Source organism: Rhizobium sp. WSM1328, assembly GCF_057653715.1.
In genome coordinates, this window is the sequence record NZ_CM172788.1 from 2,714,483 (window position 1) to 2,733,062 (window position 18,580).

Below are 18,580 nucleotides of genomic sequence, written 5' to 3' on the forward strand. Positions count from 1 at the left end.
GACTGGATCAGCTGCCGATCTCGGCCGAGATCAGTGCGCTCAGGCGGCCGATGCCATCTTCGATCATCTGCTCGTTGGCGCAGGAGAAGCTGAGGCGGATGGTGTTGGCGCCGGAACCGTCGGCGAAGAAAGCCTTGCCGGGTACGAAGGCGACCTTGGCGGTTTCGAGCGATTTCGCCAGCAGCTTGGCGCCGTCCATGCCCTCCGGCAGCGTGATCCATATGAACATGCCGCCCTCCGGCTTCGTCCAGCTGGTGCCTTCAGGCATGTATTTATCGAGAGCTGTCAGCATACAGTCGCGGCGTTGGCTGTAGGCGGCCTTGATCTTGGCGACCTGCGCGTCGAAGCCGCGCTCGGCGACATCTGATATCGCCATCTGGTTGATCGTCGAAGAATGCAGGTCGGCCGCCTGCTTCATCAGCACGAGCTTGCGGATGACGGGCGCATTGGCGACGATGAAGCCGACGCGCAGGCCGGGCGCCAGCGTCTTCGAGAAGCTGCCGCAATAGATCGTGCGCGTATCGTTGATATGGCCCTTCTCGGCGATTTCGAGCGCCAGGATCGGCGGGATCGGATCGCCGTCGTAACGCAGCGACTGGTAGGCCGCATCCTCGATGACGGCGATGTCGAGATCTTCCGCTAGCGCCAGGACCTTCTTGCGGCCGTCAAGGTCGACGGTCTCGCCGGTCGGATTGGAGAAATCGGCGGAGAGATAGGCGAACTTCACCTTGCCGCCGGCAGTGGAAGCGGCCGAGCGGTAGGAGTCGGGCGTCCGGTTGCCGTTCGGCGTCAGCTGGTCGTAGGCCGGTTCATAGGCATTGAAGGCCTGCAGTGCGCCGAGATAGGTCGGCCACGTCACGAGCGCGGTGTCATCAGGCGACAGGAAGAGCTTGCCGAGATAATCGAGGCCCTGCTGCGAACCGGACACGATGAAGACATTGTCGAGTTCGCAGGGGATGCCGAGAGCCGCCATCTGCCCGACCAGCCATTCGCGCAACGGCTTGTAGCCCTCGCTGACCGAATATTGCAGCGCCGAATTGACGGCGGCGGCGAAGATATCGGCATAGGCCTGCTTGAATTCCTGATCCGGAAACAGTGCCGGATCCGGAATTCCACCGGCAAAGGAGATGATGTCGGGCCGGTCGAGAAGCTTCAAAAGCTCGCGGATCTCGGATGCGCGCATGCGCGACGAGCGCGACGCAAACATGGTGTCCCAGTTCAGCATGGGGTTTCCTCGTATTTTTCTATTCCCCCAGCAGACCATGCCGGAGAATTTATGTCAACAATGCTGACCTACTTTCTTGTCCCTGTGACAAGTTCGGAGATCTTATATTCCAAAGCCTTGGTGGGAGATTAGCGAACGTCTTCGATAGGAATGAAATTTCCCGAACCAATCGAATCCGTTTGAGTGCCGCTGATATCGGGATTTCACTGGAGGCGGATGCCATCCAATATCGAAGGCGCTCAATCCGATTTTGCTGCTCGACGTCAGCTACATCAAGCGATTATTCCTCTGATCGATGCCGAAACCGGCTGATTCAGGCCTTTCCAAAACCAGCCCGGCGGCAGTAGTGTCGCCGCCACTATTCAATGTACTATCAAGGTGCCAGCAATGACCGCGACGACGACCTCTCCTGAAATCAAAATCGAATTGCACAAGTCTCCCGTCTCCGACGCCGACCGCATCCAGGCACTGGAGACGCCCGGCTTCGGTAAGGTCTTCACGGATCATATGGTCCTGGCACGATGGACTGCCGACAAGGGCTGGCACGATGCGAAGGTCACGCCGAGGCGTCCTCTGGAGCTCGATCCTGCCAGCGCCGTGCTGCACTACGCTCAGGAAATCTTCGAGGGCATGAAAGCCTACAAGGCAGACGATGGACGGATTCTGCTCTTTCGGCCCGAAGAGAACGCCCGCCGCTTCGCGCAATCGGCGACCCGCATGGCTATGCCTCCTGTGCCCGAAGAACTCTTCCTGAAGGCGGTCGAAGAACTGGTCCGCGTTGACAAGGCCTGGATTCCATCCGGCGACGCCAGTCTCTACCTTCGCCCCTTCATGTTCGCCAACGAGGCGTTCCTGGGCGTTCGTCCGGCTCAGGAATATGTCTTCTGCATCATCGCCTCTCCGGTCGGCGCCTACTTCAAAGGCGGAGCGAAGGCGGTCTCCCTATGGGTCGAGACCGAATATACCCGTGCTGCCGCCGGCGGCACTGGTGCTGCAAAATGCGGCGGAAACTACGCAGCCAGCCTCGTGGCGCAAGCCGAGGCGGCAAAGAAGGATTGCGATCAGGTCGTCTTCCTAGACGCAGCAGAGCATCGCTGGGTCGAGGAACTCGGCGGCATGAACGTCTTCTTCGTCATGAATGACGGATCGGTGGTGACCCCGCCTCTTGGCGGCACGATCCTGCCGGGTATCACCCGGGCCTCGGTGATCGTACTCGCTGGAGAAAAGGGCCTCCGCGTCGAGCAGCGTCCCTACTCCTTCGCGGAATGGCAGCAGGACGCAACCAGCGGCAAGCTCGTCGAAGCCTTCGCTTGCGGCACTGCCGCGGTCCTGGCGGGCATCGGCCTGGTTCGACATGCCGGCGGCGAGTTTCTGGTCGGAGACGGACAGACCGGCAAGTTGACCAGCGAACTGCGCCAGCAGCTCGTCAGTCTGCAGAAAGGCGTAACGAACGATGAGCGCGGCTGGACGCGCCTTATCCCGGCCTGAACTCCGGACCTTCCAAGCGAATGGCGGCGTCAACACCGACTTGGTGGACGCCGCTTTCCGCCTCGCCCGGAAAAGCCGTCGGGCTGGCGATCTATTCGGCCCTGGAGTTCGTTTCAATCTGCACGATACGATGTTCTTCGAGCCGACAGCCATTAAGCAATCCGCGGATCTCTTTCGAAACCGGGCGTCGCCCGGTTTTTTTGTGGCCGAGTCAGCCGGAAAGACCATCGTCAACGTCCCATTTGGCGACCGGAATAGCACCAACGCCAAAAACGGTTCGCCATTGACCGACGCGAAGTGAATTCTTACTATCTCCTAATCGATAGAGGAAAGGTAAGAATGGCAACCGCAACCCTCTCTACAAAATTCCAGATCTCCATTCCCAAGGAAGTGCGCGAACAACAGCACTGGTCGGCGGGACAGGAATTCGTGTTCATACCCAAAGGCAAAGGCGTATTGCTGATGCCGGTCCCGACGCTTGCCGATCTTCGCGGCCTCGCCGAAGGCGCAGACAACAAAAACTACCGCGACCGGAACGACCGTTTCTAATGCGCGTGATCGACAGCTCCGCATGGATAGAATGGCTGACGAAAAGTGCTGCCGGAACCAGGCTGCAGGCCGAAATCCCGGAACGCGATCAATGCATCGTTCCGACGATCGTGCAGCTTGAGCTTTCCAAATGGCTGGCACGCGAAAAGGACGAGGAAGCCGTCGACAGCTTCATCGCTTATACCGCGACATGCATGGTTGTTTCTCTCGACACGACGCTTGCTCGCCGTGCTGCCGAAATATCGGCAGCCCATAAACTCGCCACCGCCGATGCGATCATTTATGCGACCGCGGAGCGCCACGACGCCGACATCCTGACCTGCGATGCCCATTTTAAGGATCTCGAACGCGTCATCTATATCGATAAAAAAGACTGATCCGCATGTGACCCAAGCCCTCGACGGCGCGGCACAACGCTTCTATCACAAACTGGGAAATGATAATCTGGCATCTGGAATGGCTGAAAACCGGCATGTGCAGGCGGCACCGAATCCAATGGCGAAAATGACGATCTCGCTTCCGGATAATCTGGCGGAATACGTCGAAAACCGTGTCGCAAGCGGCAGATACAGCAGTGCCGGCGCATTCCTGGCGGAGCTTATTCTGAAGGATCAGCTCCATCACAAGCTTGACGACGAAGAACTGCGCAACATCCTGAGGCAGGCTGAGGAAAGCGGCCCGAGCGGTCGACGCATTCCCGACATCCTGTCGGAAACGAAGGCAAAGCTGCGTGACAACAACCTATAGGCTAACCCGAGCCGCAGACTCCGTGCTATCAGGCATCGACGAATATGCTTGCCTCAATTTCGGCGAGGCGCAGGCGGACGCCTATCTTCTCGACTGGGACAGGATTTTCGTGCTTCTTTCGCACGCTCCCTCGATGGGAGAAGAGTGCGACGAACTCGGCGCCGGCCTTCGCCGCCTCCTCCACATGCGCCACGTCGCCTTCTACCGGGTGGCATCGGAAGGGATTGTCGTCATTGACATCATCGACGCCGACCGGCTCCCCGAAAGACATCTTCAATCCAACCGACGCCCACGATCGGCCGAACAGCATGCCTCTTGATTGCACCTCCGCCTTCTATGAGGAAAATGCCGAGACATACGCCAAGCGGGCGCGCAGCCTGCCGAAGCAGCAGGTCGATGCCTTCCTCGCCGGGCTTGTGCCGGGTGCGGCAATCCTCGAACTCGGCTGCGGCGGCGGACAGGACAGCACCTACATGCTGGCGCAGGGTTTCGACGTGACGCCGACGGATGGCTCGACCGAGCTTGCGAGACAGGCGGAAGTGCTGATCGGCCGGCCGGTCAGGGTCATGTTGTTTCAAGAACTCGACGCCGACAGCGCCTTCGACGGCGTCTGGGCGCAGGCAAGCCTTCTCCACGTCCCGAGGCCAGAGCTGCCCGATGTCTTCGCCCGCATCCGGCGCGCCCTGAGGACAGGCGGCATCATTCATGCGACCTTCAAGGCAGGCGATGTGGAAGGCCATGACGGCTTCGGGCGTTATTACAACTATCCCTCCGCCGAATGGCTTTCGGAGCTTTTGACGAAAGGCGGCTGGCGGAATATCGCCATTAGCGAAAGCGACGGCGGCGGCTATGACGGCAAGCCGACCCGCTGGCTGATCGTCGGCGCAGAACGGTAAAGGCCGGAGCTTTCGCCCCGGCGGTGCAGCACGCCTATTTTCTCACTCCGGCGCCTCAACGCGAGAAGGCAAACGCCGCAATTCTCTCATTTCATCGAGCAAGCGATCGACAATCCAGTGCCGCTGAGGCGGTATCGCATCAATCAGTTCGATAAACCCATTCTCAATGACATCACCCTTGAGCCACTCAAGGACGAGATGGCGCTTCTCCGGCGCGACGTCCTGCCAGAAGCAGCTGCCCCTGTAGAGGCTTTTAAGATCGGCGGTGGCGAGCTGAATGAAAGCATTGGGTGTCGGCTGCTTCACCCAAAGACTGAGGCATGCCTCGAACTGAAGATCGAGCTTTGCCATCGCCATTATCCAATCCCAAGCCGACGCATCGAAATCGGGATCCTGCAGCCTTTTGAAAGCCCAGGCCGAATAGACAAAATTCGCGACTGCTGTCTGCTCAGGTATCGGCCAATGCTGCCAGTCGCACAATAAAAGCTTGGAAGCAATGATCGGCGGCTCGAAACCATACGCGGAAGGGCTGAGGACGGCACAGTGGAGGATACGCGGCAGGAAGTGCTTGAAGTCATCAGCCGAACCAACTGTCGTTATCGCGCTTGCCGCATACCGACCCAGCTCTGTCGCATCTATCTCCCGCAAAGGCGCCGATTTGAGTGCAGCGAGAATTTTCTCGGCGTCGCGTAAGGGCGAAGCGTCCAGCGAAGATGGGAACGGATATTCCAGAAATGCTGGGTAGAGCGCCCCAAGGCTATCTTCCAGGTCTTGTTTTGCCGACCGCATGATCGCTTCAAACACATCAAATCCGATATAGCAGCTTCGACAACAGACGCACCAATAGCAAAAGAGGCCGGAGTTTTCACTCCGGCCTCCCTGTTTTATTTCACCGGAACCGCTTAGTTGACCGACTTGTCGACCAGCTTGTTCTTGCCGATCCAGGGCATCATGCCGCGCAGCTTGGCGCCGACTTCTTCGATCGGGTGGCTGTCGTTCAGGCGGCGGATGCCCTTGAAGCGCGAGCCGCCGGCGCGGTATTCCTGCATCCAATCGGACGTGAACTTGCCGGTCTGGATGTCCTTGAGGACGCGCTTCATCTCGGCCTTGGTCTCGGCAGTGATGATGCGCGGACCGGAGACATATTCGCCCCACTCGGCCGTGTTGGAGATCGAGTAGTTCATGTTGGCGATGCCGCCTTCATAAATCAGGTCGACGATCAGCTTCACTTCGTGCAGGCACTCGAAATAGGCCATTTCAGGCGCGTATCCGGCTTCGGTGAGCGTTTCGAAACCGGCGCGGATGAGCTCGACGAGACCGCCGCAGAGAACAACCTGTTCGCCGAAGAGGTCGGTTTCGCATTCTTCGCGGAAGTTGGTTTCGATGATGCCCGAACGGCCGCCGCCGACGCCGCAGGCGTAGGAGAGAGCGAGTTCAAGGGCGTTGCCCGACGGATTCTGGTGAACGGCCACGAGGCAGGGAACGCCGCCGCCCTTCTGGTATTCGCCGCGAACCGTATGGCCCGGGCCCTTCGGCGCGATCATCACGACGTCGACCGAAGCCTTCGCCTCGATGAGGCCGAAGTGGATGTTGAGGCCGTGGGCGAAAGCGATCGCGGCGCCATCGCGGATATTAGGCGCGATGTCGGCCTTGTAGATGTCGGCCTGCAGTTCGTCCGGGGTCGCCATCATCATCAGGTCCGCCCAGGCGGCAGCTTCGGCAACCGTCATCACCTTGAAGCCATCGGCTTCGGCCTTCTTGACGGTCGGCGAACCGGCCTTGAGTGCGATGACGACGTTCTGGGCGCCGCTGTCCTTGAGGTTCAGTGCATGGGCACGGCCCTGCGAACCATAGCCGATGACGGCGACCTTCTTGGCCTTGATGAGGTTGAGATCGGCATCACGATCGTAATAGACGCGCATTTGAAGTTCCTTCCCTTTGCTTGTCTTGTTGACTGTCATTAAAGCGGAATCAGCCGAGAACCGGCATCTCCGCCAGAACCTTGTCCGTGCCATAGAGCCTGAGGAAGGCGGTGACCGCCCTCTCCGCCTGGCGCGCGGTATCCTTGAGGCCTGGCTCGCCGAGCAGCATGCGCACATGCAGGTCGGAAACAACAAGGCCGTAAAGCGTATGATAAGCCTCGTCGGCATCGGAAAAACGCAGGAGCCCTGCCCTTTTGCCGGCATCGATCAGCGCCATGGCCCGCCGGTCGATCTGGCGGCGGCCGCGCTCCAGCAGCAGTTTGCCGAGTTTCGAGCCGTCGCGGTTCGACTGGCCGATCGCCAGCCGGTTCAGCGCCAGCGAGACGTCGCCGGCGAGCACCTCCAGCAAGTCACGCGCAAAAATGACCACATGGTCGTGCAGGCTGGCCGCCGTCAGTCGCTCGCCGTTGCGCTCGAAGGTGCGCACCTTGCTGGCCTGATAGGCGATCATCGCCGATAGCAGCCCGTCGCGATCGCCGAACCACTTGTAGAGGCTTTCCTTCGAGCAATTGGCGGCTCGCGCCACGCCCGAGGTCGTTAGCGCCTTCTCGCCGCCATCGACGAGCAACTGCAGCGCCTGCTCCAGAACGGCGTTCTGGCGCGGCGAAAATTCGCTCGGCTCTGCGGTATCGACGGACACGGTCATGGCTCCCATATACGTACCGTACGGTACGGTTCGTGAGGTTTATGCGATAATCCGATCAGGTCGTCAAGAAGCCTGGATAGTTTTTTTTTAATACGGGAAACCGCGATGAAACACCAGAATTGGATAGGCGCGAATCCTCGGCCATCGCATAATGTCGCGCTACACCATTTGCCCGGAGACTCCGATGTCACGCCTGTCAGCAGCTCTTCTCCTGCTCGGAGCAATCCTCCTTGGCGGCTCAAGCGCTCTCGCGCAGTCCGACAGCGACGTCTATAACCGCATTGAGGAACTGCACGGCGATGCCGCGGGCTTCGACAGGCCGCTGCGCCAACTCGTTCGAGCGATGCGCTCGGGCGACGCCGAGACCATCGCCGGCCTTGCCGAATACCCGCTGACGGTCAAGGCCAATGGCGAGAGCTACGACGTCGAGAGTGCAGAGGATTTCATCGACAATTTCGATGATCTCGTGACGCCGGAAACGCGCAGCGCCGTCGGGCGCCAGCAATACGAAGATCTCTTTGTCAACAGCGACGGCGTCATGCTCGCCGGCGGCGCCGTCTGGATGGGCGCGATCTGTGAGGACAACGCCTGCGAGGCGAGCCATTGGGCGATCATCGCGATCAATAACTGAAATCTGGCGATGAGGAAAAGCAGATGAAATACCATATAACAGCCGCAGTCATCACCGCAGCTCTCACCATCGCCGCAAACGCACAGGCGGCCGAAACGCGCTGCGGCTGGATTGAAAATCCGACGCCCGCCAACTGGTGGCTGGAGGATGCGGAGAACACCTGGACGATCATGACCCAGGGCGACGATGCCGGCGAGGTGGAAGGCATGGAGCTGATCTCCGACATATCCGAACATGAGTATGTGAGAACCAACGGCAATTACGGCTACGCCTGCGCCTGCATGAGTGTGGAGACGGACGGCAAGCAGCGCATCACGAAAATCCTCTCCTTCCGCCAGCTAAAGCTCGCCAAATGCCGTGCCGACAAGGCGCTGAAATTCCCCGGCTGATGAGCCGCGGCTTATAACGCCGTGGCGCAACCTGCCGGGATGGCGAAAGGCTCTGCCGGCACCGCCTTGTTGATCCTGTAAAGCTTGGCGAATCCGGCATCCTCGACGAGCGTCAGGCCGACCGGCATAAAGGTGCCAACATAGCGGTCGGGAATATCGGCATTGGCGACGAGGACGAAATCGAAACGACTGCGCCAATCTGACAGATAGGGTGTGAAGTCTCGATATTGCTGCATCATTGCCGGGCATGAAAGCACGCCGATCGAAAGCAGATTGCCCTCGGGAACCGCAATCTCAGACCAGGGCGTCAGAACGGATAACGGCTGCTTGCCTTTTGCCGTGAAGAGCGTCGGCACGAAAGCATGCGAGAAGGGCACGGCAAGCGTCGGCAGGTGCCGGAAAGTATCCAGCCCCCAGGCAAAATGCCGGTTGGAGTGGGCAAGACCGCTCACTGTCTCGGGTTCATGTCCCAGAGGCAGAACGGCGGCACCGGCCGGCGCCTTTTTAAGCACAGCCTCGACGGCAGCAACATCCTTCTGTGCCAGCCACCAGTTCCAGCCGACCCAGCCGGTGCGGCCGAAGACCGCGAAATTGATGACGAGCGCTAGCAGCAGCGCATGCCGGCGCGTGAGATTGGCAAAGGGGCACATCATCGCCATGGCGACGAGCGCCGTCATGATCGGAAAGCGCCAACTGATCCATCCGGTGCCGAGCATGTGGCGGGGCGAAACACAGGACAGAAGCAGCAGGCCGCAGGCGGTGACGGCAAGCCCCGCATGGATGCGGATGTCGCCCGCGCGGACGGCACGCGTGCAGATGAGGATCAGCGGCAGAACCAGCACGACATCCACTACCGGGACATAGGTCGTGATGGCGGAGAGCAGATTCATGACGATCAGGACGACGCCGTCGTTCCAGACAAGGCCAAGGCCGTCGCCACCGGCGTTGGGCAAAGCTGCCGTGTGAAGGTAAAGCGCGAGCGGCGGCAAGACGCAGGCGCCAAACGCCAGCACCAACCGGCCGGCGAGCCTCATCAGGCCCACCTTCGATCGCACGATATCGATGCGCCAGGAAAATTCGAGGCCGCAGACGATCGCCATATAGAAGCCAAGCGCGAAGATGTGCATCACTGTGAGCAGCAGCGCGGCGGCGAGCCGCCAGACAAAAACCAGGGCGGGATTTCTGCGCTGCAGCCGCAGATCGAGGCAGGCGAAGAACAAGGCCATGCCGAGGCCGATCTGGAAGTTGATGAAGCCGCCGATCATGGTGGCGCACCAGCTAAGCGACAGCATGGCGGTCTGCCAGTGATGCCGACCACCGAAAAGCGCGCGGTGCAGGCCGATTGCCCCGAGTGGCGGCAGCACGATCGCCAGGAAAAGCAAAGCCCGCGCAAGCCTGTCGGCGCCGACAAGCGGCCCCAGCCAGGTGGCCAGAACGTCGATCCCGACATTGGTGAAGGTGCGGTTCCAGTCGACCGCATAGATCTCAGGAAACGGTTGCTCGCCTATCCCGCCCGAAAGGAGCCAGATACGGGCGTAGTGATTGGCGTAATCGAGAACCGGTGGAAAGGGAAACAGGAGGACCAAAGCCGCGGCAAGCCCGACGAATGCGACGATCGCAACGGTGGAATCCTGCCTGGCGATCGATTCCTCAGGCCCGGCTGCGGCCACAGCAGGCGCGGCAATCCGCTCCATTATCCGATCCGGCCGTTCTTTTGCGAGCGCGGCGGCTCTTCGGATGCAAAGGCCGCATCCAGCGCGGCGCGCTTGTCGCTGGCGCTCATCTCCGAGAAAGCGATCGACAATTCTGACTGTTCACTGCCGCGGACGATCGTCTCGACCATGAACATCGGCCGCTTCTTGCTCTCTTGTACCAGACGGCCGAGATACTCGCCGATGATGCCGATGCAGATCAGCTGGATGGCGCTGAAGGCGCTGACGGCGGCCATGATCGACGACCAGCCGGTGACCGTTTCGCCTTCGAGCCAGCGAACGAAGGTGTAGACAAGCAAGGCGATCGCGACGCCGGCGCTCATCATGCCAAGCCATGTACTGATCCGCAACGGCGTCGTCGAAAAGCTGGTGATCGCATCCAGGGCAAAATTGATCATCTTGCGCAGCGGATATTTCGTCGTGCCAGCAAAACGAGGGTCCCGCTCGTAGGGGAGCGCTACCTGCCTGCCGCCGATCCAACTGACCATGCCACGGATAAAGCGATCGCGCTCCGGCATCGCCAGCAGGATGTCGACGACGCGGCGCCGCATCAGCCGGAAATCACCGGTATCGCGCGGGATGGTCACGGAAGCGAGCTTGGAGAGAGCCTGATAGAAAAGCGAAGCGGAGGCGAGTTTGAACCAGGTTTCGCCCTGGCGGCGCGTGCGCTGACCGTAAACGACGTCGGCGCCGCGCTCCATGATCGGCATCATCATCAAAAGCAGCTCGGGCGGATCCTGAAGATCGGCATCGATCAAAAGCACGCGCTCGCCCCGCGAGGCGGAAAGACCCGCCGTCGATGCCAGCTGGTGACCGTGATTGCGCAGAAGACGAACACCGAGCACCTGCGGCACATCTGCCGCCAGATCCGAAATGATCTCCCAGGTACGATCGGACGAGCCGTCGTCAACGAGAATGAGCTCGAAGGCATCGCCGGCAACGCTGTGAGCAGCGGCGGCAGCGCGGCGGCAGAACTCGCGCAGCCCTTCTTCCTCGTTGTGACAAGGCGCGACGATGGAAAGAAATGGGATTTGCGCCATGCTGACGTCGGTGCCTGCTTGATGTTTGGCGCCAGACTAGCGATGAAACGTCAAACATCCTTTAACGATTGGCTGCCGGTCGCAAGGCCGATTATTCCGCCGCCATGACCTCGCGGGCGCCGTCGATATCGCGGGCCGGCGAGGCGCCATAGAGGCGGCTGTATTCGCGGCTGAATTGCGACGGGCTTTGATAACCGACGCGGTGACCGGCCGTGCCCGCATCGAGCCGCTCCACGAGCATCAGACGGCGCGCCTCGTGCAGGCGAAGCTGCTTCTGATACTGCACCGGCGTCATCGCCGTGACCGACTTGAAGTGATGATGGAAGGACGACACGCTCATGCTGACGCGGTCGGCAAGGTCTTCGATGCGCAATGGCCGCGCGAAATTCTCCTTCAGCCATGCGACGGCGCGCGCGACCCTGTTGCTGTGGCTGTCTGCAGTGGCGATGTTGATCAGCCGCGCGCCATCCGGCCCGGTCAGCACCCGGTAGAGGATTTCCTGTTCGATCAGCGGCGCCATGGCAGGAATGTCGCCTGGACGATCGAGCAAGCGCAGCAGGCGGACGGCAGCATCCAGGAGCTCCGGCGGAGCGACGTTCACCGCCATCCCGCGCTGCCCGTCAGTATGGGCGGCCGGGCTCGGAATATCGATGCGGCTGAGCAACTCCAGCAGCTTTTCCGAGTCGATTGCCAGTCCCAGGCAGAGATGCGGAACCTCAGGGCTCGCCTCCGTGACGCGCCAGGCGACAGGCAGGTCGAGCGAGGTCAGCAGATAGTCCCCAGTCCCGTAGCTGATAAGTTCCGTACCGAGGCGCAGGCTCTTGGCTCCCTGCAGTACAAAGGCAAAACAAGGCCGGTAGCTGCTGTGCAGCGGATCGCTGGGCTTGGACCGACGGCTGATGTGAAGATTGCCGATATCAGTCGCGAACTCGCCGTCACCAGCCGCGAAGCGCATCGCGATATCGACAATCTCCTGATAGGGGCTGAAGGGCAAAGTCATGCGGTAACTCTTTCTGTCAACTGTCTGACGCCAGCGATACCGCTCTTATCTAGAGTGCCCTGGCCATTTCGCAAACAGGCCGACGCCTCACTTTTGCAGGATCGTGCAAAAAGCTGAGAGGATCGCTCTAACCCTCTGACGCAGTTCCGGGCAATAGTCCACCATCTCTTTCAACCCCCACCACAATCGAAAAGGATGGTTCCCATGCCTATTGCAAGAGGCTACGCCGCGACCGACGCTTCCAAGCCGTTGACCCCTTTCACCTTCGAACGCCGCAACCCGAACCCCGATGACGTCGTTATCGACATCAAGTTTGCCGGCATCTGCCATTCGGACATCCACACTGTCCGCAACGAATGGAAGAACGCCGTCTATCCGATCGTGCCGGGCCATGAGATCGCCGGCATCGTCTCGGCTGTCGGTTCCGATGTGACCAAATTCAAGGTCGGGGATCGCGTCGGCGTCGGCTGCTTCGTCGATTCCTGCATCGGCTGCGCCGAGCGCGACCTCGATCGCGAACAGTATATGCCGGGGCTCGCCGGCACCTACAACGACTTCGAAGCCGACCGCAAGACACGGACCCAGGGCGGCTATTCCGACTCGATCGTCGTTAGGGAAGGCTATGTCATGTCCATTCCGGACAATCTGCCGCTCGACGCCTCCGCGCCGCTGCTCTGCGCCGGCATCACACTTTACTCGCCGCTGCGCCACTGGAATGCCGGCCCCGGCAAGAAGGTCGCGATCGTCGGCATGGGCGGTCTCGGCCATATGGGCGTCAAGCTCGGCGCCGCCATGGGCGCCGATATCACCGTTCTCTCCCAGAGCCTTTCCAAGAAGGAAGATGGGCTGAAGCTCGGCGCCAAGGAATATTACGCCACCAACGACCCGGAAACCTTCACGAAACTCGCCGGCACTTTCGACCTGATCATCTGCACCGTCAGCGCCGAGATCGACTGGAACGCCTATCTCGGCCTCCTGAAGGTGGACGGTTCCTTCGTGGTGGTCGGCGCGCCGGAAAACCCGATCCCCGTGCATGCATTCTCGGTCATCCCCGGCCGTAAGAGCATTTCCGGCTCGATGATCGGCTCGATCAAGGAAACCCAGGAAATGCTCGACTTCTGCGGCGAGCACAACATCGTCTCCGAGATCGAGAAGATCAACATCCAGCAGGTCAACGAAGCCTATGAACGCGTCCTGAAAAGCGACGTCCGCTACCGCTTCGTCATCGACATCGCCTCGCTGGCAGCTTGAGAAAATGAGAGGCGGCTCGCGAGAGCCGCCTTTTTGATAACGGCATCCTCCATCCGTCCTCATGCTGAGGCTCTCGTGGACTGCAGCCGCAGCAGATATTCGACTGGTTTGAACGGATCGGGGCCTGAACGCTGGCGCGAACGTGGCGGGCCGGCCATCGGGGCATGATGGTCGAAAGAGGTTTCCATGGTCCCCGCCCCGCTCGTCAGGCCCGGCAATTGCTGCTGGACGCTCTGGATCATCGCGGACGCCATGGTGCCTTCCACCCAGGCCATGCCGTCGGCAATCACGGAACCCGTCATCGTCGCGGCAGATTTCGCAAGCAGGGTCAGCAAGCCGCTCAAGCTCTCCGCGGGCGCTTCGAGATGAAAGCGGTCGATCGGTTCGCATAGGACGGTTTGCGCGGCCGACAGTGCATCTGCCAGCACCCAAGGTGTCAGCTGCCGGAAATCGGCGGCGGTGCTTGTAGGCGAGCTGTGCCGGGCTGCCGTCATCGCCACGTGGCAATCGATGACCTGCCAGCCAAAAATGCCTTGCTTCAGCGTTTCGAACACGGTTTCTTCGACTGCCCTGTAAAAGCTGGCGGGCATCTGGCCCACCTCCACATCAAGTGCAAAGCTGTTGCCTGCCCCTTCTGGACGCGGTTCGACGCGTAGACCGACGGTGGCGAGAAATGGATTGGGCTCCTTGAAGAGGATCTGCAGGCCTTCCCCGGTTCCCATAAGCCTTTCCACCAAAATGACCGTGCTTTCCTCGAACCCAGCCTCGAGACCGAAATCCGTCAGCAGGGTCGATTGAACGACTTCCTTCTGCACCTCGCCATAGAGCGATACGAAGATTTCGTCGGCATCATCGTTCCGGCGCAGATTGATCAACGGATCCTGCTCGCCCATCTGGTTCAGCGCCAGCCAGAGGGCCGCCTTGTCGGAGGGCCGCCGGGCAAGGACGCGGGTTTCGAGGCTGGGCGGGGCAAACTGCGCCTGCCCGCCCGCGAGCAGGTCGGTGCCCACCACATCCCCGATGCGAGCGCCGGCAAGGCCGCTTACGCGCGCGATCTGCCCGGCGCAAAAGATTGCGGCGCCATGAACCCGGCCGGCCCCGAAAACCTCGATCGCCGTCACTCTTTCCGGGCCTTTGGGCAAATCCAGATGTTGCCGCAGCCGGACTGTGCCTGACGTCAGATACATATAGGCGAGCTTTTCACCGCCCCAGCCGCGTTCGATCTTGAAGATTGTTCCGGCAATCGGCCCGTCCGCATCGAGGCGCCGGCCGGGCAATATCGTCGCAATGGCCGATGTCAGGGCCGACACGCCGACGCCGGTCGTTGCCGCACCTGCAAAGACTGGATGCACCAGGCCGCTCGCGACCTGATCGCTCAGGCAGCGTCCAAGCCTATCCGCCGTCAGGCGATCGGGCGCCAAGACGTAATCGTCCAGCAGCGCCTCGTCGTTCTCCGCGAGAGCTTCGCAGAGCGGCGTGAAAAGCGGTTCGCATCCGGGAGCCAAAGCCTCCACCCTGGCAAGCCTGCTGCCGGCATCGATGACGGAAGACATGGCGATGGGGCGAACGAGCAATTGGCTGGCAATAGCCTTCAGCACGTCCTCAAGTTGCGCACCGAGACGATCGACCTTGTTGACGAACAAGATGAAGGGAACGCCAAGCCGCCGCAGCGCCCGCACCAGCACCCGTGTCTGGGCCTGCACACCTTCGACCGCCGAAACGACGACGACCGCGGCATCCAGCAATCCGAGCACCCGCTCGACCTCGGCGATGAAATCCGGATGACCGGGCGTGTCGATGAGATTGACGATCCTGTCGCCGATGGTGAACGACACCACCGCGGCTCTGATCGTGATGCCGCGTTGCCGTTCGAGCTCGAGAGTGTCCGTCTGTGTATTGCCGGTATCGACGCTGCCAAGCTTGTCGATGACGCCGGCGTCAAAAAGCAGTCTTTCAGTAAGGCTAGTCTTGCCTGCATCCACGTGGGCGAGGATGCCCAGATTCAAAGTGCGCATGAACCACCAACTTCTCAGAATTTCGAATGTGATTTTCGTGAGAAGTGAATCGGCGCATTGGAACCTCTACTCGCTGTAGCTACGGCTGGATGCGTAACCCCGGTGGTATCCGGAAGCCGCCGGGCAAATCCTAAGGGCGGATCCGAAGATATGTCAAGTTTGCCTATATCGCTGCTTCGAGGCTTAGGCTCTGGTGGACCGAGAAGAGCCTACCCCTCCTCCCGCATCGTCTCGCGCTGGGTGATCAGCCGGGCGCTGTGCTGGCCGCTCAGATAGATCCACAGCCAGCTCCAGGCGACGGAGAAGCGCGAGCGGGTGCCTATCAGGAAGTAGATATGGGCAAGACCCCAGATCCACCAGGCGATCCAGCCCTTCAGCTTGATCCGGCCGAAATCGATGATCGCAGCGCTCTTGCCGATCGTCGCCAAGCTGCCCTGATGCCAGTAGCGGAAGGGCGCCGGCGTCGGTTTGCCGGATATGCGGGCGCGGATCACCTTGGCGACGTATCCGCCCTGCTGCTTGGCGGCGGGCGCAATGCCTGGCACCGGCTTGCCGTCCTCGCGCATGACCGATGCGGTATCGCCGACGACGAAGACCTCGGGCAGCCCCGGCGCGCTCAGATCCTTCTCGACCACGACGCGGCCCGCTCGGTCCGCCGCAACGCCGAGCCACCTTGCCGCCGGCGAGGCGGTGACGCCGGCTGCCCAGACGATCGTCCGGCTGGCAACGAAGGTCTCGCCGATCTTCACGCCGTCGGCGTTGCATTCGGTCACCGGCTTGCCGAGATGGATCTCGACCCCGAGCTTCTCCAGCGCCTTCTGCGCATAGGCCGAAAGCTCCTCGGCGAAGGTCGGCAACACCCGCGGGCCGGCCTCGACCAGCACGACGCGGGTCTTGCGCGTGTCGATGTTGCGGAACTCCTTGGGCAGCGTGAAATGCGCGAGCTCGGCAATGATGCCGGCCAACTCGACGCCGGTCGGCCCGGCCCCGACGATAGTGAAGGTCAGCAGCGCGTCGCGCACGGCAGGATCGCTCTCCATTTCCGCCTTCTCGAAGGCGAGCAGCAGGCGCCGGCGGATCGTCGTCGCGTCCTCCAGCGTCTTCAGGCCCGGCGCCACCGGCTCCCATTCGTCATGGCCGAAATAAGCATGCGTCGCCCCGGTCGCCAGCACCAGCGTGTCATAACTGAGAGTCATGCCGTTGCGTAGGGAAACCGTCTTGGCGCCACTATCGACGCCCGTGACCTCGCCGAGCAGCACCGTTACGTCAGGCCGGTCGGCATAGAGGCGCCGGATCGGCCAGGCGATCTCGGAGGTGGAGAGAATGGTGGTCGCCACCTGATAGAGCAGCGGCTGGAAGAGATGGTGATTGCGCCGGTCGACCAGCGTGATCTTGACGCCGGCACATCTCAAGCCGTTGACGAGCTGCAGCCCGCCGAAACCGCCGCCGACAACGACGACATGATGATCGCTCATGACCTACCCCTTTTGCGCCATTTCGCTCAAAGCCAATGTGGCCTTCGCCGCGATGGTTGCAACTGCCGTTTCGGCATAGCTCCCCTGCATCCCGGTCGGTGGAGCTGGCTCAATCGGCATACCCAACGGGAATTGCCGTGCCGCCTTTCAGAAGCTCCATCGAGATCGAGGCCGAGACGTCGAAGAGTTCGATCTTGCGCACGATCTGCTTGTAGATCACATCGTAATGCTCGACGCGCGGCAGCACGATCTTCAGGATATAATCGTGGTTGCCGGTCAGCCGGTGCGCTTCGACGATCTCCTGAATGTCGCTGATGATCCGGCGGAAGGTCTCCGTCCATTCGTCGGAATGGTGCGCCGTCTTGACCAGCGCGAAGACCGTCGTCGGCACGCCCATCTTTCCCCGGTCGAGCACGACGATGCGCCGGGCGATATGGCCGCTCTCCTCAAGCCGCTGGATACGCCGCGAGCAGGCCGATATCGAAAGTGCCACGCGCTCGGCAAGATCGGTCACGGATATGCCCGCATCCTTCTGCAGCATGTCCAGAATGCGTCTGTCGCGATCATCAAGCATGCGTCGACATAAACCTCTCGCCTATTTTTTGCATGATTTCATAAAATGATGCAAAGTTCTATCACAGATCTGACGCAAGAGACAAACAAAGCAAACACGTCGCGTCGGGATTGCGGCATCATTTTCGAAAGTTCAGAAGCATGGAGAGCATGAAGAAATGGAAACGATCGGCCTTATCGGCGGCATGAGTTTCGAAAGTTCGGCGGTCTATTACCGTGTCGTCAACGAGATGGTGCGTGATCGCAAGGGTGGCCTCGCCTCGGCCGAACTCATCCTGCATTCTGTCAATTTCGAGGAGATCGTCGCGCTTCAGAAGGCCGGCGACTGGGATATGGCCGCCCGTCGCCTCGCCGACGTGGCTCTGCGCCTGCAGATCGCCGGCGCCGGCTGCATCCTGATCTGCACCAACACCATGCATCTGATCGCCGACAAGGTCGCGGAGAAGATCTCCGTGCCGCTGATCCACATCATCGACGAGACGGCGAAATCGCTGCATGCGGCCGGCCGGAAGCGCCCGCTGCTGCTTGCTACCCGCTACACGATGGAGCACGGCTTCTATAGCGACCGCATGAAGAGCCTCGGCCTCGACATCATGGTTCCCGATGCCGGCGACCGCACCACCGTGCACGACATCATCTTCGACGAACTCTGCGCCGGCAAGGTGCTGGACAGCTCGCGCGACAAGCTGATGGCGGTAATATCACGCGCCATCGACAACGGCGCCGATAGCATCATCCTCGGCTGCACCGAGATCTGCCTGATCCTCGACCCCAACCACCTGCCGCTGCCAGGCTTCGACACCACAGCGATCCATGCGCGGGCGGCGGTCGATTTCGCGCTGGGAATGGACGAGGCAGCAGAAGAGGAAGCCGCCTGATATTGCCACGTTAGTTGACTCAGTCCACTAAATGCAGGACAAGATTTCCATCTGGAGATCTTTGCCGGACTGCTGACAACGTC

General features: G+C 60.8%; 21 protein-coding genes. 11 read left to right on the forward strand and 10 right to left on the reverse strand.

The features are described 5' to 3' along the window. Nucleotides 1-7: 7 nt before the first annotated feature. A complete protein-coding gene (locus AC2444_RS13865) occupies nucleotides 8-1,225 on the reverse strand; it encodes an aminotransferase-like domain-containing protein (RefSeq protein WP_012758180.1) in 1,218 nt (405 codons plus the stop codon). 387 nt (nucleotides 1,226-1,612) lie between these two features. Here AC2444_RS13865 and AC2444_RS13870 point away from each other — a divergent pair, with 387 nt between their 5' ends. The 7 genes from AC2444_RS13870 to AC2444_RS13900 all read left to right on the forward strand — a co-directional run bounded on the left by AC2444_RS13870 (nucleotide 1,613) and on the right by AC2444_RS13900 (nucleotide 4,905). After that, the gene (locus AC2444_RS13870; RefSeq protein ID WP_012758181.1) at nucleotides 1,613-2,713 is read left to right on the forward strand and encodes a branched-chain amino acid aminotransferase; all 1,101 of its coding nucleotides are present in this window, start codon (nucleotides 1,613-1,615) and stop codon (nucleotides 2,711-2,713) included. Further along, the gene (locus AC2444_RS13875; RefSeq protein WP_041935554.1) at nucleotides 2,679-3,014 is read left to right on the forward strand and encodes a hypothetical protein; all 336 of its coding nucleotides are present in this window, start codon (nucleotides 2,679-2,681) and stop codon (nucleotides 3,012-3,014) included. Before AC2444_RS13870 ends, AC2444_RS13875 begins: the two co-directional genes overlap by 35 nt. 38 nt (nucleotides 3,015-3,052) lie before the next feature. Further along, nucleotides 3,053-3,262 (forward strand): AbrB/MazE/SpoVT family DNA-binding domain-containing protein, encoded by a 210-nt coding sequence (locus AC2444_RS13880; protein WP_012758182.1) that lies wholly within the window; start codon nucleotides 3,053-3,055, stop codon nucleotides 3,260-3,262. Then, a complete protein-coding gene (locus tag AC2444_RS13885) occupies nucleotides 3,262-3,639 on the forward strand; it encodes a type II toxin-antitoxin system VapC family toxin (RefSeq protein ID WP_012758183.1) in 378 nt (125 codons plus the stop codon). Before AC2444_RS13880 ends, AC2444_RS13885 begins: the two co-directional genes overlap by 1 nt. A gap of 118 nt (nucleotides 3,640-3,757) precedes the next feature. After that, a complete protein-coding gene (locus tag AC2444_RS13890) occupies nucleotides 3,758-4,009 on the forward strand; it encodes a ribbon-helix-helix domain-containing protein (protein ID WP_012758184.1) in 252 nt (83 codons plus the stop codon). Next, on the forward strand, nucleotides 3,993-4,328 hold the full coding sequence (locus AC2444_RS13895; RefSeq protein ID WP_012758185.1) for a type II toxin-antitoxin system RelE/ParE family toxin: 336 nt from the start codon (nucleotides 3,993-3,995) through the stop codon (nucleotides 4,326-4,328). Before AC2444_RS13890 ends, AC2444_RS13895 begins: the two co-directional genes overlap by 17 nt. After that, nucleotides 4,318-4,905 carry a class I SAM-dependent methyltransferase gene (locus AC2444_RS13900; protein WP_012758186.1) on the forward strand — a complete coding sequence of 196 codons (588 nt, stop codon included), beginning with the start codon at nucleotides 4,318-4,320 and terminating at the stop codon, nucleotides 4,903-4,905. Before AC2444_RS13895 ends, AC2444_RS13900 begins: the two co-directional genes overlap by 11 nt. 42 nt (nucleotides 4,906-4,947) lie before the next feature. Here AC2444_RS13900 and AC2444_RS13905 read toward each other — a convergent pair whose 3' ends face one another. The 3 genes from AC2444_RS13905 to AC2444_RS13915 form a co-directional block, all read right to left on the reverse strand. Beyond that, nucleotides 4,948-5,709 carry a hypothetical protein gene (locus AC2444_RS13905; RefSeq protein ID WP_012758187.1) on the reverse strand — a complete coding sequence of 254 codons (762 nt, stop codon included), beginning with the start codon at nucleotides 5,707-5,709 and terminating at the stop codon, nucleotides 4,948-4,950. Between the two features lie 98 nt (nucleotides 5,710-5,807). Continuing rightward, nucleotides 5,808-6,827: a ketol-acid reductoisomerase gene (gene ilvC / locus AC2444_RS13910; protein ID WP_012758188.1), complete on the reverse strand. Its 1,020-nt coding sequence runs from the start codon at nucleotides 6,825-6,827 to the stop codon at nucleotides 5,808-5,810. Between the two features lie 49 nt (nucleotides 6,828-6,876). Further along, the gene (locus AC2444_RS13915) at nucleotides 6,877-7,542 is read right to left on the reverse strand and encodes a TetR/AcrR family transcriptional regulator (RefSeq protein ID WP_017994655.1); all 666 of its coding nucleotides are present in this window, start codon (nucleotides 7,540-7,542) and stop codon (nucleotides 6,877-6,879) included. Between the two features lie 142 nt (nucleotides 7,543-7,684). Here AC2444_RS13915 and AC2444_RS13920 point away from each other — a divergent pair, with 142 nt between their 5' ends. Both AC2444_RS13920 and AC2444_RS13925 read left to right on the forward strand, forming a co-directional pair. Continuing rightward, nucleotides 7,685-8,164, forward strand: coding sequence for a hypothetical protein (locus AC2444_RS13920; protein ID WP_171815693.1), 480 nt, complete (start codon nucleotides 7,685-7,687; stop codon nucleotides 8,162-8,164). Nucleotides 8,165-8,187: 23 nt separating this feature from the next. Beyond that, nucleotides 8,188-8,553 (forward strand): DUF4087 domain-containing protein, encoded by a 366-nt coding sequence (locus tag AC2444_RS13925; protein ID WP_012758191.1) that lies wholly within the window; start codon nucleotides 8,188-8,190, stop codon nucleotides 8,551-8,553. An 11-nt stretch (nucleotides 8,554-8,564) separates the two neighbouring features. On the opposite strand, the gene AC2444_RS13930 is transcribed toward AC2444_RS13925, so the two are convergent. The 3 genes from AC2444_RS13930 to AC2444_RS13940 all read right to left on the reverse strand — a co-directional run bounded on the left by AC2444_RS13930 (nucleotide 8,565) and on the right by AC2444_RS13940 (nucleotide 12,305). Further along, nucleotides 8,565-10,247, reverse strand: coding sequence for a hypothetical protein (locus AC2444_RS13930; RefSeq protein ID WP_012758192.1), 1,683 nt, complete (start codon nucleotides 10,245-10,247; stop codon nucleotides 8,565-8,567). Next, on the reverse strand, nucleotides 10,247-11,305 hold the full coding sequence (locus AC2444_RS13935; protein ID WP_012758193.1) for a glycosyltransferase family 2 protein: 1,059 nt from the start codon (nucleotides 11,303-11,305) through the stop codon (nucleotides 10,247-10,249). Before AC2444_RS13935 ends, AC2444_RS13930 begins: the two co-directional genes overlap by 1 nt. Nucleotides 11,306-11,396: 91 nt before the next feature. Then, the gene (locus AC2444_RS13940) at nucleotides 11,397-12,305 is read right to left on the reverse strand and encodes an AraC family transcriptional regulator (protein ID WP_003541220.1); all 909 of its coding nucleotides are present in this window, start codon (nucleotides 12,303-12,305) and stop codon (nucleotides 11,397-11,399) included. Nucleotides 12,306-12,509: 204 nt separating this feature from the next. Here AC2444_RS13940 and AC2444_RS13945 point away from each other — a divergent pair, with 204 nt between their 5' ends. Then, nucleotides 12,510-13,556: an NAD(P)-dependent alcohol dehydrogenase gene (locus AC2444_RS13945; RefSeq protein WP_012758194.1), complete on the forward strand. Its 1,047-nt coding sequence runs from the start codon at nucleotides 12,510-12,512 to the stop codon at nucleotides 13,554-13,556. 59 nt (nucleotides 13,557-13,615) lie between these two features. Here AC2444_RS13945 and AC2444_RS13950 read toward each other — a convergent pair whose 3' ends face one another. From AC2444_RS13950 to AC2444_RS13960, 3 genes are all read right to left on the reverse strand, one after another. Further along, a complete protein-coding gene (locus AC2444_RS13950) occupies nucleotides 13,616-15,571 on the reverse strand; it encodes an elongation factor G (RefSeq protein ID WP_012758195.1) in 1,956 nt (651 codons plus the stop codon). A gap of 209 nt (nucleotides 15,572-15,780) precedes the next feature. Next, on the reverse strand, nucleotides 15,781-17,046 hold the full coding sequence (locus tag AC2444_RS13955) for an NAD(P)/FAD-dependent oxidoreductase (RefSeq protein WP_012758196.1): 1,266 nt from the start codon (nucleotides 17,044-17,046) through the stop codon (nucleotides 15,781-15,783). 109 nt (nucleotides 17,047-17,155) lie between these two features. After that, nucleotides 17,156-17,620, reverse strand: a complete 465-nt coding sequence (locus AC2444_RS13960) for an Lrp/AsnC family transcriptional regulator (RefSeq protein ID WP_128448878.1) — start codon at nucleotides 17,618-17,620, stop codon at nucleotides 17,156-17,158. 157 nt (nucleotides 17,621-17,777) lie between these two features. Here AC2444_RS13960 and AC2444_RS13965 point away from each other — a divergent pair, with 157 nt between their 5' ends. After that, entirely contained in the window at nucleotides 17,778-18,497 is a 720-nt protein-coding gene (locus AC2444_RS13965) for an aspartate/glutamate racemase family protein (protein ID WP_012758198.1), read from the forward strand. The last annotated feature ends 83 nt before the right edge of the window (nucleotides 18,498-18,580 follow it).